Source organism: Streptomyces sp. NPDC005799 (assembly GCF_040630525.1).
Classification (GTDB): domain Bacteria; phylum Actinomycetota; class Actinomycetes; order Streptomycetales; family Streptomycetaceae; genus Streptomyces; species Streptomyces griseorubiginosus_B.
The window spans coordinates 106143-122169 of the sequence record NZ_JBEXXQ010000003.1; the positions used below are offsets into that span (position 1 = coordinate 106143).

A 16027-nucleotide genomic window follows, 5' to 3' on the forward strand; every position below is an offset into this window, starting at 1 on the left:
CGTCGGCGACACAGCGTACTGGTCGTGATCTTCGACCTCGCATCCGATTCCCCTATGGAGGAGGACGCCAGGCAAGATGGGTCCGTGACACTCATCGATCAGCTTCCTTCGACCGCCGACCCCGACGCCCTCTACGAAGCCTTCGACTCGTGGGCCCAGGAGCGCGGTCTGACGCTCTACCCCCACCAGGAGGAGGCGCTGATCGAGGTGGTCTCCGGCGCGAACGTAATCGTGTCGACGCCCACCGGCTCCGGCAAGAGCATGATCGCGGCGGGCGCCCACTTCGCCGCGCTGGCCCGCGACGAGGTCACTTTCTACACGGCGCCGATCAAGGCGCTGGTCTCGGAGAAGTTCTTCGAGCTGTGCAAGATGTTCGGCACCGAGAATGTGGGCATGCTGACCGGCGACGCGTCCGTCAACGCCGACGCACCCGTCATCTGCTGCACCGCCGAGGTGCTGGCGTCGATCGCGCTGCGCGACGGCAAGGACGCGGACGTCGGCCAGGTGGTCATGGACGAGTTCCACTTCTACGCGGAGGGCGACCGCGGCTGGGCCTGGCAGATCCCGATCCTGGAACTCCCGCAGGCCCAGTTCATCCTGATGTCGGCGACGCTCGGCGACGTGTCCTTCTTCGAGAAGGACCTCACGCGCCGCACCGGCCGCCCCACGTCGGTGGTCCGCTCGGCCACCCGCCCGGTGCCCCTCTCCTACGAGTACCGGCTCACCCCGCTCACCGAGACCCTCACCGACCTGCTGGAGACCAGGCAGGCGCCGGTCTACATCGTGCACTTCACACAGGCCCAGGCCGTGGAGCGGGCGCAGGCGCTGATGAGCATCAACATGTGCTCGAAGGAGGAGAAGGAGCAGATCGCCGAGCTGATCGGCAACTTCCGCTTCACCACCAAGTTCGGCCGCAACCTCTCCCGCTACGTCCGGCACGGCATCGGCGTCCACCACGCCGGCATGCTGCCCAAGTACCGGCGACTGGTGGAGAAGCTCGCCCAGGCCGGCCTGCTGAAGGTCATCTGCGGTACCGACACCCTCGGCGTGGGCGTCAACGTCCCCATCCGCACCGTGCTGTTCACGGCGCTGACCAAGTACGACGGCAACCGGGTGCGCACACTGCGGGCGCGCGAGTTCCACCAGATCGCGGGCCGGGCCGGACGGGCCGGCTTCGACACGGCGGGCTTCGTCGTCGCGCAGGCGCCCGAGCACGTCATCGAGAACGAGAAGGCCCTCGCGAAGGCGGGCGACGACCCGAAGAAGCGTCGCAAGGTCGTGCGCAAGAAGGCGCCGGAGGGCTTCGTCGGGTGGACGGAGAACACCTTCGAGAAGCTCATCGCCTCCGAGCCGGAGCCGCTGACCTCGCGGTTCCGGGTGACGCACACGATGCTGCTGTCGGTGATCGCCCGCCCGGGCAACGCCTTCGAGGCGATGCGCCATCTGCTGGAGGACAACCACGAGCCGCGCAAGCAGCAGCTGCGGCACATCCGCCGGGCCATCGCGATCTACCGCTCGCTGCTGGACGGCGGCATCGTCGAGAAGCTCGACACGCCGGACGCCAGCGGCCGCATCGTCCGTCTCACCGTGGACCTTCAGCAGGACTTCGCGCTCAACCAGCCGCTGTCCACCTTCGCGCTCGCCGCGTTCGAACTCCTCGACCCCGAGTCGCCGTCCTACGCCCTGGACATGGTCTCCGTCGTCGAGTCGACGCTGGACGACCCCCGGCATATCCTCGTCGCCCAGCTGAACAAGGCGAAGGGCGAGGCCGTGGCCGCGATGAAGGCGGACGGCGTCGAGTACGAGGAGCGCATGGAACGTCTCCAGGACATCAGCTACCCCAAGCCCCTGGAGGAACTGCTCTTCCACGCGTACAACACGTACCGCAAGAGCCATCCGTGGGTCGGCGACCATCCGCTGTCGCCGAAGTCCGTCATCCGCGACATGTACGAACGGGCGATGTCCTTCACGGAGTTGGTGTCCTTCTACGAACTGGCCCGCACCGAGGGCATCGTGCTGCGCTACCTCGCCAGCGCCTACAAGACCCTTGACCACAACATCCCCGACGACCTGAAGTCCGAGGACCTGCAGGACCTCATCGAGTGGCTCGGCGAGATGGTCCGCCAGGTCGACTCCAGCCTGCTGGACGAGTGGGAGCAGCTGGCGAACCCGGAGGAGATGACCGCCGAGGAGGCCCAGGAGAAGGCGGACGAGGTCAAGCCCGTCACCGCCAACGCGCGCGCCTTCCGCGTCCTGGTCCGCAACGCCCTGTTCCGCCGCGTCGAGCTCGCCGCCCTGGACCAGGTGGAGGAACTGGGCGAGATGGACGCCGACTCCGGCTGGGACGCGGAGGCGTGGGGCGAGGCGATGGACAAGTACTGGGACGAGTACGACGACCTCGGCACCGGCCCCGACGCCCGCGGCCCCAAGCTGCTGGTGATCCAGGAGGAGCCGCAGAACGGTCTCTGGCGGGTCCGGCAGATCTTCGACGACCCGAACGACGACCACGACTGGGGCATCAGCGCGGAGATCGACCTCGCGGCCTCCGACGCGGAGGGCCGTGCGGTCGTCCGTGTCACCGACGTCGGACAGCTGTGAGCCAAGGAGCGACGCACCCATGACGAACCCGGCCGAGAGACTGGTCGACCTGCTCGACCTGGAGCAGATCGAGGTCAACATCTTCCGTGGCCTGAGCCCCCACGAGTCCCTGCAACGGGTCTTCGGCGGCCAGGTGGCGGGCCAGGCGCTGGTCGCCGCCGCCCGCACCACGGACGACGACCGCCCCGTGCACTCGCTGCACGCGTACTTCCTGCGCCCGGGCCGGCCTGGCGTGCCGATCGTGTACCAGGTCGAGCGGGTCCGCGACGGCAGGTCGTTCACCACACGCCGGGTCACCGCCGTGCAGCAGGGCCGCACGATCTTCAATCTCACCGCCTCCTTTCACAAGCCTGAAGAAGGTCCCTTCGAGCACCAACTGCCACCGGCCCGCAAGGTCCCGGACCCGGAGTCCCTGCCGACGGTCGTGCAGGAGATCCAGGAACACCACGGTGCGCTGCCGGAGCAGCTGGAGCGCATGGCGCGCCGTCAGCCCTTCGACATCCGCTACGTGGACCGTCTGCGCTGGACCCCGCAGGAGATCAAGGACGCCGAGCCGCGCAGTGCCGTGTGGATGCGCGCGGTCGGACCGCTGGGCGACGACCCGGTCGTGCACACTTGCGCGCTGACCTACGCCAGCGACATGACCCTGCTGGACGCCGTGCGCATCCCGGTCCAACCCCTGTGGGGTCCGCGGAGCTTCGACATCGCGTCGCTGGACCACGCCATGTGGTTCCACCGGCCGTTTCGCGCGGACGAGTGGTTCCTGTACGACCAGGAGTCGCCGATCATGACGGGCGGCCGCGGCCTGGCCCGTGGGCGGATCTACGACGTGGAGGGACGCCTGCTGGTGTCCGTGGTCCAGGAGGGCCTGTTCCGGCCGCTGTAGGTCAGGAGTTTCTCCGGCGCAGCCAGCCGAGCAGCCCCCGGGAGCGCTCGCCGGCGTCGACGGCGGGCGGGGCCGGCTCCGCCGCCGGTGGTACTGGGTGCATCCGTTCCTCCCGCGTCTGGGGAGCCGGCCGCGTCGGATCCTCCGCCGCTGCGGGCGCCTGCCGCGGCCGTGGCGCCGGGTGCTGTGTGCGGGCGATGTCCAGTGCGTGCGCGAGGTCGGCTCGGAACCAGCCGACCTCGTCCGGTTCGTCGGCCTTCAGGATCCGCTCGGCGAGCTGTGCGGAAGGGGAGCCGGGGGCGCCGTAGGGCGCGGGCTTGGGCAGGAACCGGCTCAAGTGGGCATGCTCGTACGGGTCCTTGACGATGTCCGCGACCTGGACGGGGTCGAGCATCGAGGCGACGGCCGCCGCCCTGGCCCAGGGATGGCCCGCGGCCTGCCGGATCAGGAACCCGAGCCGGCGACCGCGCCAGTTGCGCCGACGCGCGTCCATGCCCTCATCCAGCTTCCGGCGCAGATCAGCAGGCGTACGGCCGCTCAGGAAGGGCGCGTTGTCCTCGTCGGCCGCGAACTGCCGTAGCTCGTCGGCCAGATAGAGCCAGACCACGGCCCGATAGCGGTTGAGATAGAACCGCACCGGCACGATCATGCCCAGCCGGGCAAGTCGGGTGAACCTGCCGGAGGAGACCTCCAGCAGCGCCGCGCCCACGGTGGTGCCGACGAGCTCGACGCGTTTCAGCAGTGTCTCGGGAAAACCGTCCTCGGCGTGCAGCCGGTCGATCTCGGCTCGGGTGACGCGCCGTCCGCCCCCACCCTCGTCGGGGACGGTGCGGACGAGTCCGAGATCGGCCGCGAGGTCGAACTCGCCTCGTTTCAGCCCCAGTTCTCGCGCGGCGCGGCTGGGCGTGTACGCCTGGGCGGTCGATGGTGTGACGATGTTGCCCGACATGATCCCTCCCCCGTGGAATAGGTGGCCGCCGCCGTTCGTGCGGCCTCGGAAAAACCGTAGCCGCTGGGGCGGATCTCGTGGCCGGCCTGTGGACAACTCCACAGGGGAGGGAGAACCAGCAGGTCAGTCCTCCGGGAACGGGGATCTGTCGGGCTGTCGGGCCTCCACGTCGAGGTGTTCGCCGACGCGGTTGACGAGCAGGGTCATCTCGTAGGCGATCTGCCCGATGTCGGCCTCCGCGGCGCTGAGGACGCACAGACAGCTGCCGGTGCCGGCGGCGGTGACGAACAGCACCGCGTCGTCGAACTCGACCATCGTCTGGCGTACACTGCCCGCGCCGAAGTGGCGTCCCGAGCCCTTGGCCAGGCTGTGCAGCCCGGACGAGACGGCCGCCAGATGCTCGGCGTCCTCCCGCCGAAGTCCCGTGCTCGCTCCCGTCACCAGCCCGTCGTTGGACAGGACCAGCGCATGTCGCACATGTTCGACGCGCTCGGTCAGGTCGTCCAGCAGCCAGCCAAGTGTCTGGTTCTGCGCCATGTTCCGGATCTCCCCGTGTGACGACTCCCCCTGGCCGGAGGATCTCCCGTCAGCCTTCCCCACCATTGCGCCCGCGGGCAAGGAGGATAGGGGCATGGCACAGAAGATGACCGATGAGGAATGGCGGGCGTTCGTCTCTGACGGCACCCGCACCGCGAAACTGTCGACCGTCCGGGCCGACGGGAGTCCGCACGTGACGCCCATCTGGTTCGTCCTGGACGGCGACGACCTGGTGTTCAACACCGCCAAGACCAGCGTGAAGGGGCGGAACCTGGCCCGGGACGGGCGGGCGGCGCTGTGTGTGGACGCCGACCGGCCGCCGTACGACTTCGTCGTGCTGCAAGGGCGCGCCCACATCTCGGAGGACCTCGAGGAGGTGCGGTACTGGGCCACCCGCATCGGCGCGCGCTACATGGGCGAGGACCGGGCCGAGGAGTTCGGGGCGCGCAACGGCGTGCCGGGCGAACTCCTCGTGCGCGTCACGATCGACAAGGTCCTGGCGGAGAAGGCCGTCGCGAGCTGACGTCCGGTCAGCCGACCGAGTCCAGCAGCCGGGCGGTGTGCATCCGCCCGGCGTACTCGACGAGCCGGATCAGCACCTCCTTCCCGGAGTCACGGTCCCGGGCGTCGCAGAGCACCACCGGAGTCCCCTGGTCGAGGTCGAGGGCGCGTGAGACGTCCTGTGCGTTGTAACGGCGGGCTCCGGAGAAGCAGTTGACGGCCACCACGAACGGGATGTGCCGGTGCTCGAAGTAGTCCACAGCGGGGAAGCAGTCCTCGAGGCGCCGGGTGTCGGCGAGGACCACGGCACCGAGGGCACCCTGTGACAGCTCGTCCCACAGGAACCAGAAGCGGTCCTGGCCCGGGGTGCCGAAGAGGTAGAGCGACAGGCCGGAACGGATGGTGATGCGGCCGAAGTCCATGGCGACGGTGGTCGTGACCTTCTGGTCCACGCCGTCGGTGTCGTCCACGCACTGCCCGGCCTCGCTGAGCAGCTCCTCCGTGCGCAGCGGCCGGATCTCGCTGACCGCGCCCACCAGGGTGGTCTTGCCCACGCCGAATCCGCCGGCGACCAGTATCTTCAGCGCCAGCGCGGCCGTCTCGCCGCCGTCGGCGTCGGAGTGCTCGGAGACCATGGATCACTTCTCTCGGGAGTGCCGGCAACGGTCGGCATCGGTCGAAATCAGCATCATGACAACTGCATCCCTTCTCCGTGGGATTGGACCGCTTTTTGCCCGATGCGACCGACCGGTACCTGTTCGATGTCCGGGTGGGTGCACAAGTCGGGACCGTCCGTGCCCGGGTGGTTGTGAACTGTCGTCTACAGCGCCCGCAGCCCCTCGATCACCTCGCGCAGAATCCGTTCGTCGGGAAGCTGGGCGGGCGGTACCGGGCGGCTGACGGTGACGCAGCCGCGTTCGAGCAGGTCGCCCAGAAGCACCCGGACCACGCCGACGGGCAGATCGGCTCCCGCGGCGAGCTCGGCGACCGACTGGGTCTCGGTGCGGCACAGGTCGAGCAGGGCCCGGTGCTCCGGGCCGAGGCCGCCCGCCTCGTCGAGGCCGGGGGCACCGGCGTCCAGAGTGACCAGGGCGATCAGGTCGAAGCGGACCCCCGTGGGGCCCGGCCTGGTGCGTCCGCCGGTCATGGCGTACGGCCGTACGAGAGGCCCGGCCTCGCCGTCGTACCACTGGCTGCCCGGCTGCTGCTGCCCGGCGCCGGTCCTGTCGTCGCTCATGTCGCGCGGACCGCCTCTCGCGTCAACCGGCGGCGGGGGGCCGCGCGGCGACGCGCGGCGCCGTGTACAGGTGCTCGCCGACCCGTTTGACCAGCCGGGCCATCTCGTAGGCGACCAGGCCGATGTCGGCGGTCACGGCGGTGAGCACGGCGAGGCAGGAGCCGTCGCCTGCCGCGGCCACGAACAGGAAGCCGTCGTCCATCTCCACCATGGTCTGGCGCACCCCGCCCGCGCCGAAGTGCCGTCCCGCCCCCTTGGCCAGGCTGTGAAAGCCTGAGGCGACCGCGGCGAGGTGTTCGGCGTCCTCGCGGCGCAGATCGGTGGACGCGCCCACGGCGAGTCCGTCGTTGGACAGGACCACCGCGTGCCGCACCTCGGTCATGCGCAGCACCAGGTCGTCCAGCAGCCAGTCGAGTTCGCCGGACTTTCCCCACTCCCGGCTTCGCTCGAGCGGGGGGACCCCCATGTCTGCCCTCGTGTTCGGGTCCTGGATCATGCGCGATCTCCTTCGCTGCTGTCGCTGCGCGCTGTGTGGTCGGGTGTGGCACCGCGGCCGGGCTGCCTGCCGCCACCGCGCGCCCAGCCGTCGCGGTAGGCCGCCATGCGGTCGCGCACGACCTCGGGGGTGCGCCGGTCCTCGTGGCGGGGGCCGGAGTTCTGGGTGGCCGGTTTCTCGGTGCGTCGCTCGCGCAGTTGGGGGACGAGGCTGGCCTGGCGTACCCGGCGGGGCAGGTCGTCGGTGTCCTCGGCGTCGTCCTGGGGTCGGTGCAGCCGCAAGGTGGTGACTCCGGGGGGTGGGGGTTCGGCCGCCCTGTCCCACGCGGCCGCTGCGGGGGCCGCGAGGGCGGGCCGCTCGGCCAGGGCCGGTACGGACTCCTGCCGTTCGGCGCCGGGTACGCGCGCGTACTCGCGTTCCTCGGGGCGTTCCGCCTCGGCGGCGGCCCTGCGGGGGGAACGTTCCGCCGCGCCGCCGTGCAGGAGGGCGGTGGGCAGCAGGACCACCGCGGTGGTGCCTCCGTAGGGGGAGGTGCGCAGGTGCACCTTGATGCCGTGGCGGGCGGCGAGCCGGCTGACCACGAACAGGCCGAGCCGGTCGCTGTCGAAGAGGTCGAGTGCCTCGGACTGTTCGATGCGGCGGTTGGCCTCGGCGAGGGTCTCGCCGCCCATGCCCAGGCCCCGGTCCTCCACCTCGACGACGTAGCCGTTGCCGACGGGTTCGCCGGTGACACGCACACGCGTGTGGGGTGGCGAGAACTGGGCGGCGTTCTCGACGAGTTCGGCGAGCAGATGGGTGAGGTCGGCGACGGCCGCGCCGATGACGGACGCCTCGGGGAGCTGGCGCACCTCCACGCGCGCGTAGTCCTCGACCTCGGACACGGCCGCGCGCACCACGTTGGTCAGGGAGACCGGCATGCGCCAGGCCCGGCCGGGTGCGGCGCCGGAGAGGATGATCAGGCTCTCGGCGTGGCGCCGCATACGGGTGGTGAGGTGGTCGAGGCGGAACAGGTCGCTGAGTTCGTTGGGGTCGTCGGAGCGGCGCTCCATGCTGTCCAGGAGGCTGAGCTGGCGGTGGACGAGGATCTGGCTGCGGCGGGCGAGGTTGACGAACACCCCGGAGATGCCGCTGGCGAGCTCCGCGCGTTCGACAGCGGCCCGCAGGGCGGCGCGGTGCACCGTGCCGAGCGCCTCGGCGACCTGTCCGGTCTCGTCCTCGGCGGGTGGTCCCGGCGGGGCCTCGGCCTCGACGTCGATCTCCTCGCCGGCCCGCAGCCTGCGCATCGCCTCGGGCAGGTTGCGGCGGGCGATCTCGAGGGCGCTGTTGCGCAGGCTGACCAGTTCGACGACGAGACCGCGGCCGATGCGTACGGAGATGACGAGCGAGGCGGCCACGGCTGCCAGGCCGAAGAGGACGGCGGCGCCGGCCGGAGTGAGCAGTCCGCGCGTGAACGGGTCGGCGCGCTCGGCGACTCCGTGTCCTGCGTCGGCCTCGATGGTGCGCATGCCGTCCTGCACACGCGTGTGTGCCTTGTCCCAGGTGTCCTCCGGTGCCGCCGCCTGCAGCGGGCCCGGGGTGCCGTCGACGATGCGGTCCTCCGCGTCGCCGAGGGCGGTGTAGGCGCTGTCCGCGGCGAGAGTGTGCCAGGCGTCGCGCTCGGAGCCGCTCAGGTCGGCGACGGCGGCCTCGGTGAGGGTGCGCCGGGTCTGCGCGGCACCGGTGAACAGACGCAGCCGTTGCCCGCTCAGGCCCTCGGCAGGGCGCGCACCGGCGAGGATCGCGTCCTCCTGGGCCAGTGACTCGCCCGCGCGGGAGAACTCGAGCAGTACGCGCGCGTCGGAGCCGAGGTCGGCGTCCTGGATGCCGGTGAGCGCCCCGTCCACCGCGAAGGCGTCGGCGACGGTCCTGGTGTACTGGCGGTACGTTTCAGCCCAGTCGGCGCGGCGGTCGAGCACCTGGCTGCGCAGGGCACGCAGCTGCTCGGCGCCCGTGACGAAGGCCCGCAGCCGCCGGGCCACCCCGGGAGGCAGCTCGGTGCTGTCGGCGACGGTGTCGTCGTCACCGAGGCGCAGCCTGGCCACGGCTTCGTCGGTGCGCTCGGTGAGTTTCCTGTAGTCGCCGCTCTGCCCCGCGGACGGGGCGGAGGCGTAGCCCAGGGCGGCCGTTCGTTCCGCCTGCAGCGCGGCGACGGCCGTGCCGACGGGTGAGCGGATCTCGGCGTCGACACGTTGCAACTGACGCAGCCGGGAGACGTCCTGGGCGGTCGTGACGGTGGCGTAGGCCCACAGGGCGAGCAGCGAGACGACCGGCACCATCAGCAGGCAGACGATCTTGGCACGAACCGTGCGGGGGCGTATTCGCCACTGCCCCGCGCGCGTGGGCGGATCCTGCGGCACCGCGCCGAGGTGTTCCTCCGTGCCTTCGTCGGCCGGCGGTCCCGCGTGGGCGCGACGGCCGCGCACGGGAGGCGAGGGCGGCGCCTCGGCGCCGGTGGTGGGGCTCCTACGGGGTGTACGCATGGACTCCTCGCTCAGGAGTGGTTCGTGGGCGTGCCGTCGGCGCCGGATCCGGCGCTAGCCGGGGACGCTCTCTACCGGCCGTTGCGCCGAGGCGGAGGCCTCGCGCTCCCCCGTCGTCGGTGACAGCGCGACGAAGGCAGAGGTCAGGAACAGGTAGGACCCGAGGCCGACGGCGAGGGGGAAGATGAACTGCATCGCCGTGGCCCCGGGCAGGGGCTGGCTCGAGGGGGTGACCCGGACGCTCACCGCGAACATCCCGGTGTAGTGCATGCTGCTCACGGCGGCGCCCATGATCAGGGAGGCGACGGTGACGGCGACGGGCGACTTGATGTTGAGTGCCGCCCACAGGGCCGCGGTCGCCGCGACGACGGCGATCAGTACGGAGAGGCCGACGAGGGCCGGGTCGTAGCTGACCTGTCCGTGCAGCCGTACCGCCGCCATGCCCAGGTAGTGCATGATCGCGACGCCGAGTCCGGTGGTGAGTCCGCCGAGGAACAGCGCCCGGTTGCGGTCCCGGCTGTAGCCGACGGCGAAGACACCGGCGCACACGACCAGGACGGCGACGAGCAGGCTCGCGATGGTGAGCGGCACGTCGTAGCGGATGTCGGTGCCGCTCACGCCGAAACCGAGCATGGCCACGAAGTGCATGGTCCAGATGCCGGTGCCGATCGCGGATGCGGCGGTGATCAGCCAGTTGCGGCGCGAGCGGCCGGTGGCGCCGAGGGCGCGGACGGTGCAGCGCAGTCCGAGCGCGGCGCCTATGCAGGCCATCACGTACGACAGCACGGGGGTCAGCCAGCCGAAGGTGGCGTGGTCCAGGTGTCCCATGGCCTCGGGACGGTAGCCCGGTGACGGGTGCACAAAGGGGGCGCATTTCGAAAGGTGTTGGAATATGACGCTGAGAGGTAGCTGAGCGACCGCGTCGCGCTCGAACGTGTGCGCAGCGGCGTCATCCCTGTCGGTGCGGGATCATGCGGAACATGAGCGAGGACCACACACACGTCCAGGAGTTCTTCGGTACCCGTGCCGCCGGCTGGGACGGCAGGTTCCCCGACGACGGTCCCGCCTACGCGGCGGCGGTGGCCGAGCTCGGGCTGCGCGAGGGCGACCGGGTGCTCGACGCGGGCTGCGGCACCGGAAGGGCACTGACGCCGCTGCGTGCCGCCGTGGGGGCCTCGGGGGTGGTCGTGGGAGCCGATCTGACACCGGAGATGCTCCAGGCCGCCGTACGGGCCGGCAGGGACCGTGACGGGCGGCTGCTGCTCGCTGACGTGGCCGCGCTGCCGCTGCGGTCGGCCTCGCTGGACGCGGTGTTCGCCGCGGGGCTGATCGCGCACCTTCCTCAGCCGGGCGAGAATCTGCGGGAGTTGCGGCGCGTGACGCGTCCCGGCGGCACGCTCGCGCTGTTCCATCCCATCGGCCGCGCCGCGCTCGCGGCCCGCCAGGGCCGCCAGATCACCCCGGACGACCTGCGCGCCGAGCCCAACTTCGGCCCTCTGCTGGCCGGTTCGGGCTGGCGGATGACCTCGTACGTCGATGAGGACAGCCGCTTCCTCGCCCTGGCCGTGCGCGTGGACTGACCGTCACAACCGGCCAGCGACCACCGCCACGAAGGCGTCGGGGTTGTCGAACATGACGTTGGGACCGGCGCCCGGCACGGTCACCCCGCGTACGCTCCCCGCCTCCAGGTCCTTTCTGCCCGCGAGTTCACCACTCAGCTCGCCCTGCACAGAGACGCGGTCGACCGGCAGCCGTTCGAGGATGTCGCGCATCACGAGAGTCGATCCGTGCCGAAGGCGACGGCCGTGCGGTGCAGGGCATGCGGGTTGGCCAGGCGCATGGTGGCCGCCGACAGCGGACCCACCTTCTCCAACACGCGCGCGTTGGCGCCGTCGACGCATTCCTCCTCCTGGTAGGAGGCGATGCCGCTGCTGCCCGCGGAGGGCGGCGGGAAGGCGTCGAGGTTGGCCTCGCTGAGGACGAGCCGGGAGACCAGCTCCGGCCGCCGGTGCGCCGGCACGATGGCGACCCGGTGGTTCACCGTGGTCGGCTTCCTGTGCCACCTCGACGACGCCCCCGCTCAGTCGGCCGTGCTGCGCCGTCGGCCGGCCTTCCTGGCGGAGCCGGCGAGCTTCTTCCACGAAGGTGACCGGCCGCTGCGTGCCGAGAAGCAGCTGAGCCGGCTGCGGGACACCATCCCCTCACTCGGCTGATGACCCCTCCTGGCGCCGCACCGGGCATCCTCCGAGGCCGGGAACGGGGCGCGTGCCCAACTGGTCCAGCTCATAGCCGGTCGGGTAGCCCCTGACCTCCCGGTTCTGGCGCGCGTAGTGGGGTGCCCTGCGCGGCGGCAGCAGCCGGATGAGGCGGCCACGCGCGCGTACCGCATGGCGTACGCACGCGCGCGTGACGGCGCCCGGAGGCGGGTAGCGGAAGGCCCGCAGGAGGTGGTCGTCGAGCAGGGAGAGCGTGACGGTGCGCAGGAGGGGTGCGAGGGGGCGCGGGTACCAGGAGGCCATCAGGGCCAGGGTGGCGTCCGAGACACGGCGCGCGTTCTCGTCCCAGGCGAAGTGGGCCTCCTCGTAGGCGTCGAGACAGGCCTCGAACTCCTCGTAGGACCCGGGGATGTCCTTGATGCCCATGTGCCGCCCCAGGGTGCGGTAGTGCTCGGCGGCGGCCACGGTCTCGTGCCGCGACAGCCGGCGCCAGCCGTAGGCGTCGATCCACCGCTTGGGCATGACGACGAAGGTGCACAGGACGTAGCGCATGTCGTCGTCGCCGATGTCGTAGGCGCGGTGCATCTGGTTGATCCTGCGGATGGCGGTGCGGCCCTGTTCGCCGGCGAAGCCGTGCTCGACGACGGCGTCCAGGAGCAGCGTGGTGTCGTCGTACCGCTTCTGCGAGCGCTCCGTCAGCTCCGCCGTCTCCGCCAGGAGCCGCCCGATGCTGGGTACCGCATAGGTGCGGTAGAGGGCCAGTTCGAGGGAGCGGGTGAAGTCCCACGGGAACTCGTAGGCCGCGCTGAGCCGGTAGATCTCGGAGGCGTCCCGGTACGGATCCAGGCGCCGGATCTGTTCGAGCCGTTCGAAGCGGTTCACCGGGCCGTCCCCCTTCTGCCGCCGGAACTCCAACCCTACGTTGAATGGCAGGAGATGGACGATCAGCGAGGGCAACCACGCAGGGGGAAGGTGGTCAGCATGTTGGGCAGGGTGCGCAAGTCCTGTGCCAGATTCCTCACCGCGGTGCGGGCGGAGATGAACCACGGCCGGGACAAACGTACACACAATCTTTTCGAAGCGGCCGCCGCGTATGTCTCGGCCTGCGCGGAGGACGACCAGGACCGCATCGACGAGGCGGCCGGCTGGGTGTCGCCGGAGGCGCTGTCCTTCGGGGTCAACGAGCTGGCGTGCAGGGCCGTCATCGCGCTGGCGCGGGAGCGCGAGGAGTCGCCGCGGACCGTGGCGCGTACGCTGCTGGGGCTTCCGGCGACCTGACGCGCGCCACGACGGATGGTCGATTCGCCCCGTCCAGCCGGAAAACAGCAGCTCCGGGTGGGCTTGCCAGTCGTGACAAGGAGCTTCCACGCGCATTAGGGTGCGCGCCGTTGGACGAACCGAATGGGGAGGCTGGGATGGCCGGGACGGACGAGGACGCCGTCGCCGCCGCGGACGAGGCGCTCTATGTGCTCACGGCGGTACTGCTGACGCCGGCGAAGTTTCCGAGCGTGCTGGGCGACGACTATCCGGAGGCCTGCGCGGCGCTCGGCCTCGCGCCGCTCGCCGACGGATACGGCCTGGTGTTGGGCCAGGACGGGGACGGCGCCCGGTGGACGGTCGTCGTGGACGACGTCTCCCTGGTCGCCGTCGCCATCGCGTCCTGGGACTGCGGCATGGAGTACGACCTGTCGCCAGACGAACGTTCGGTCGTCGCCGCTCTGCCGGGCTGGCCCCTGGCGGTCGCCGTAGCTGCTCCCGGCGTGCCCGCACCGCATGATCCGGATCCCGAGACTGCGGACGGTCCGCCGCTGTCGCCGCCGGACACGGCGACCTGGGGCCCGGCTCAGCGGCGCCTGGGCGCGGACGAGATCGCGCTGCAATGGGCTCTGTGGCGGGAGCAGATCGACGACGCCGACTTCGCCCCCCGCCCGGATGCGGCCGCCGCCGGGACGGCGCAGGAGACGGGGACCACTGCCCGCTCCGCGGGCGGTGAGAAGGCGGCGGAGAGCGGCACGGCCGTCCGGAGCGAGGACGACGAGAAGGGCAAGGGCCACAGCGGCATCCGCCGTGTGCTCGCCGAGGCACGCGCGTACGTGGACTCGCCGCCGCCGCTCGGGCGGGTCCGGTCGTCCTTCGCCTCGGGCGACGCACGCACCCTGCGGGCCGACGGTCCCGGCTGGTCGCTGGTGGCCAGGACCGACGACATCGCGTTCGTGCTGCTGGACGCGGAGCCCGGCGAGGTGCTGCCGGTGGGCCGTGGGCCGGAACTTCCCGGACTCCTCGAAGCGCTCGACAAGATGGCGGTCCGCCCGAGTTGAGCCCACCCGCACCACGATTCACCGCCCGTCTGTTTCCAGCACCCATGTCGCGGCTCCGTTCCGTGTGCTCCCACCCCATGGATGCCGCACGGCACGGATCGCAGCATGAGGCAGCCATGGGCGCCCCGCCCTGCCGGGACGCCCTTCCTCCCGTGCTGCCCTGGAGGCCGTCATGCGTCCGTCCCGTGCCATTCCGCTCGCCGCCGCCACACTGGTGGCGGCGGCCCTGACCTCGCCGGCTCCCGCCACGGCCATGTCCGTCGGTGACGGGCACTGCGCCGGGCAGGAGCGCGTCCAGGTGCCCGGTGCGGCCTTCCAGCGCGGCGCCTGTCTGCCGGATCTCACGACGACCGGGCTGGCCGGCACGCGATACACCGACATGGCCGACCAGGCGGGACTGACGGCCAAGGGCACCATCACCCCCTCCGGGGTACCCGGGACACAGATCGACGGCTACTTCCCGGACTCCTCGCACTTCAACACCACCCACGGCTGGCGGCACGACGCGCAGTTCGTGATCCGGCTGCCGGACCACTGGAACGGCGGCCTGGTGGTCACCGGCGCCCCGGGCACCCGCCGGCAGTACGCGACGGACACGGCGATCTCCGACCAGGTGATCGCCCGGGGATACGCGTACGCGGCCACCGACAAGGGCAACAGCGGTGCCGACTTCTATCGCGACGGCACCCGGCCCGGCGACGCCGTCGCCGAATGGAACGCGCGCACCACCCAGCTCACCCGGGCGGCCAGGCGTGCGGTGGCCCAGCGCTACGGGCACGCCCCGCGCCGCACGTACATCACCGGCATCTCCAACGGCGGCTATCTCACCCGCTGGCAGCTGGAGCACCATCCGGAGCTGTATGACGGCGGTGTGGACTGGGAGGGCGCCCTGTGGAGCGCCGACGGTCCGAACCTGCTGACCTCGCTGCCCACCGCGGTGGCGCGGATGCTGGGCTCGGCGCGGGACGAGGACATGTACGCGGTGGGTTTCGCGCGCGGTTCGGAGTTCCTGTGGCCCTACCACGAGAACGCCTACTGGGGGGTCACCCAGAAGATCTATCGCGCCGAGTTCGACCCGGCCTACGACCCCGGCTGCCCCGGTCCGTCCGCCGGTGGCACGGCCGAGCAGATCCTGGCCCCCTGCCCGAGCGACGCCCGCTACGACTACACGTCTCGCCCCGCCGCCGTCCGTCGCGCCGTGGCCAGGGTGGCGCTGACCGGGCGCATCGGCAGGCCGTTGATCACGCTGCACGGCGACCTGGACGCCCTGTTGCCCAAGGCCGCCGACTCGGACGTGTACGCGCGCTTGGTCGACGCGCGCGGGCGGGGCGCACTGCACCGCTCCTACACGATCGAGGGCGGCACGCATGTCGACGGGCTGTACGACACCCATCCGGACCGGCTGCGGCCGATCCTGCCGTGCTACCGGTCGGCGTTCGACGCGCTGGTCTCCTGGGTGGAGGAGGGCGTGCGGCCGCCCGCGGACCACACCGTGGCGCGGCCCGCGAGCGGCGATGTGGTCGACTCGTGCGCGCTGGACGACCGGGACGCTCTCGCGCGGTAGTGCCTCAGCGACCGAGCTCCTTGCGGGTGACGCGGCGCAGCCTGCGCCGCTGGGAGGGGTCCAGGGTGAGGTAGGCGGCGGCCGGGACTCCCAGGACTATCAGGAGCGACACCCACCAGGGCAGCCAGAACAGCAGGATGATTCCGACCGCCACACCCCCCACGGCGATCTTCGCGTTCTTCGACATGTACGTCGCCTCCTTCGCG

The 16027-nt window shown here is 71.2% G+C and carries 16 protein-coding genes and 2 pseudogenes; 8 read left to right on the plus strand and 10 right to left on the minus strand.

The annotated features are described in order from the left end of the window. Window positions 1–84: 84 nt before the first annotated feature. The gene (locus ABZ453_RS04110; protein WP_359011340.1) at window positions 85–2598 is read left to right on the plus strand and encodes a DUF3516 domain-containing protein; all 2514 of its coding nucleotides are present in this window, start codon (window positions 85–87) and stop codon (window positions 2596–2598) included. 19 nt (window positions 2599–2617) lie between these two features. Beyond that, the gene (locus ABZ453_RS04115) at window positions 2618–3484 is read left to right on the plus strand and encodes an acyl-CoA thioesterase II (protein WP_359011342.1); all 867 of its coding nucleotides are present in this window, start codon (window positions 2618–2620) and stop codon (window positions 3482–3484) included. 1 nt (window position 3485) lies between these two features. On the opposite strand, the gene ABZ453_RS04120 is transcribed toward ABZ453_RS04115, so the two are convergent. Both ABZ453_RS04120 and ABZ453_RS04125 read right to left on the minus strand, forming a co-directional pair. Next, window positions 3486–4433 carry a DUF6397 family protein gene (locus ABZ453_RS04120; RefSeq protein ID WP_359011344.1) on the minus strand — a complete coding sequence of 316 codons (948 nt, stop codon included), beginning with the start codon at window positions 4431–4433 and terminating at the stop codon, window positions 3486–3488. A gap of 123 nt (window positions 4434–4556) precedes the next feature. After that, entirely contained in the window at window positions 4557–4970 is a 414-nt protein-coding gene (locus ABZ453_RS04125) for a roadblock/LC7 domain-containing protein (protein ID WP_359011346.1), read from the minus strand. Between the two features lie 94 nt (window positions 4971–5064). On the opposite strand from ABZ453_RS04125, the gene ABZ453_RS04130 reads away from it, so the two are divergent. After that, window positions 5065–5493, plus strand: coding sequence for a PPOX class F420-dependent oxidoreductase (locus ABZ453_RS04130; RefSeq protein ID WP_359011348.1), 429 nt, complete (start codon window positions 5065–5067; stop codon window positions 5491–5493). A gap of 7 nt (window positions 5494–5500) precedes the next feature. Here the strand turns inward: ABZ453_RS04130 and ABZ453_RS04135 are convergent, their stop codons facing one another. The 5 genes from ABZ453_RS04135 to ABZ453_RS04155 all read right to left on the minus strand — a co-directional run bounded on the left by ABZ453_RS04135 (window position 5501) and on the right by ABZ453_RS04155 (window position 10551). Further along, window positions 5501–6106 carry an ATP/GTP-binding protein gene (locus ABZ453_RS04135; protein ID WP_359011350.1) on the minus strand — a complete coding sequence of 202 codons (606 nt, stop codon included), beginning with the start codon at window positions 6104–6106 and terminating at the stop codon, window positions 5501–5503. Window positions 6107–6291: 185 nt separating this feature from the next. Then, window positions 6292–6708 carry a DUF742 domain-containing protein gene (locus ABZ453_RS04140; RefSeq protein ID WP_359011352.1) on the minus strand — a complete coding sequence of 139 codons (417 nt, stop codon included), beginning with the start codon at window positions 6706–6708 and terminating at the stop codon, window positions 6292–6294. A gap of 22 nt (window positions 6709–6730) precedes the next feature. Then, entirely contained in the window at window positions 6731–7174 is a 444-nt protein-coding gene (locus ABZ453_RS04145; RefSeq protein ID WP_359011757.1) for a roadblock/LC7 domain-containing protein, read from the minus strand. Between the two features lie 26 nt (window positions 7175–7200). Further along, entirely contained in the window at window positions 7201–9723 is a 2523-nt protein-coding gene (locus tag ABZ453_RS04150) for a nitrate- and nitrite sensing domain-containing protein (RefSeq protein WP_359011354.1), read from the minus strand. A gap of 54 nt (window positions 9724–9777) precedes the next feature. Further along, the gene (locus tag ABZ453_RS04155; protein ID WP_359011355.1) at window positions 9778–10551 is read right to left on the minus strand and encodes an MHYT domain-containing protein; all 774 of its coding nucleotides are present in this window, start codon (window positions 10549–10551) and stop codon (window positions 9778–9780) included. A gap of 152 nt (window positions 10552–10703) precedes the next feature. On the opposite strand from ABZ453_RS04155, the gene ABZ453_RS04160 reads away from it, so the two are divergent. Beyond that, window positions 10704–11303: a class I SAM-dependent methyltransferase gene (locus ABZ453_RS04160; protein WP_359011357.1), complete on the plus strand. Its 600-nt coding sequence runs from the start codon at window positions 10704–10706 to the stop codon at window positions 11301–11303. A 3-nt stretch (window positions 11304–11306) separates the two neighbouring features. Here ABZ453_RS04160 and ABZ453_RS04165 read toward each other — a convergent pair. Then, window positions 11307–11752 (minus strand): annotated as a pseudogene (locus tag ABZ453_RS04165) (alpha/beta hydrolase); the annotation flags it as partial. A gap of 1 nt (window position 11753) precedes the next feature. Between ABZ453_RS04165 and ABZ453_RS04170 the strand changes: the two are divergent. After that, window positions 11754–11894 (plus strand): annotated as a pseudogene (locus ABZ453_RS04170) (PadR family transcriptional regulator); the annotation flags it as partial. Between the two features lie 30 nt (window positions 11895–11924). Here the strand turns inward: ABZ453_RS04170 and ABZ453_RS04175 are convergent. Continuing rightward, the gene (locus ABZ453_RS04175; protein ID WP_359011359.1) at window positions 11925–12821 is read right to left on the minus strand and encodes an oxygenase MpaB family protein; all 897 of its coding nucleotides are present in this window, start codon (window positions 12819–12821) and stop codon (window positions 11925–11927) included. Window positions 12822–12920: 99 nt separating this feature from the next. Between ABZ453_RS04175 and ABZ453_RS04180 the strand changes: the two genes are divergently transcribed. From ABZ453_RS04180 to ABZ453_RS04190, 3 genes are all read left to right on the plus strand, one after another. Next, window positions 12921–13217, plus strand: a complete 297-nt coding sequence (locus ABZ453_RS04180; RefSeq protein WP_359011361.1) for a hypothetical protein — start codon at window positions 12921–12923, stop codon at window positions 13215–13217. A gap of 137 nt (window positions 13218–13354) precedes the next feature. Next, window positions 13355–14257: a hypothetical protein gene (locus tag ABZ453_RS04185; protein WP_359011363.1), complete on the plus strand. Its 903-nt coding sequence runs from the start codon at window positions 13355–13357 to the stop codon at window positions 14255–14257. Between the two features lie 172 nt (window positions 14258–14429). Continuing rightward, complete coding sequence (locus tag ABZ453_RS04190) at window positions 14430–15821, plus strand: tannase/feruloyl esterase family alpha/beta hydrolase (RefSeq protein ID WP_359011365.1); 1392 nt, start codon at window positions 14430–14432, stop codon at window positions 15819–15821. A 4-nt stretch (window positions 15822–15825) separates the two neighbouring features. On the opposite strand, the gene ABZ453_RS04195 is transcribed toward ABZ453_RS04190, so the two are convergent. Further along, entirely contained in the window at window positions 15826–16008 is a 183-nt protein-coding gene (locus ABZ453_RS04195) for a hypothetical protein (RefSeq protein ID WP_133046917.1), read from the minus strand. Window positions 16009–16027 lie beyond the last annotated feature (19 nt).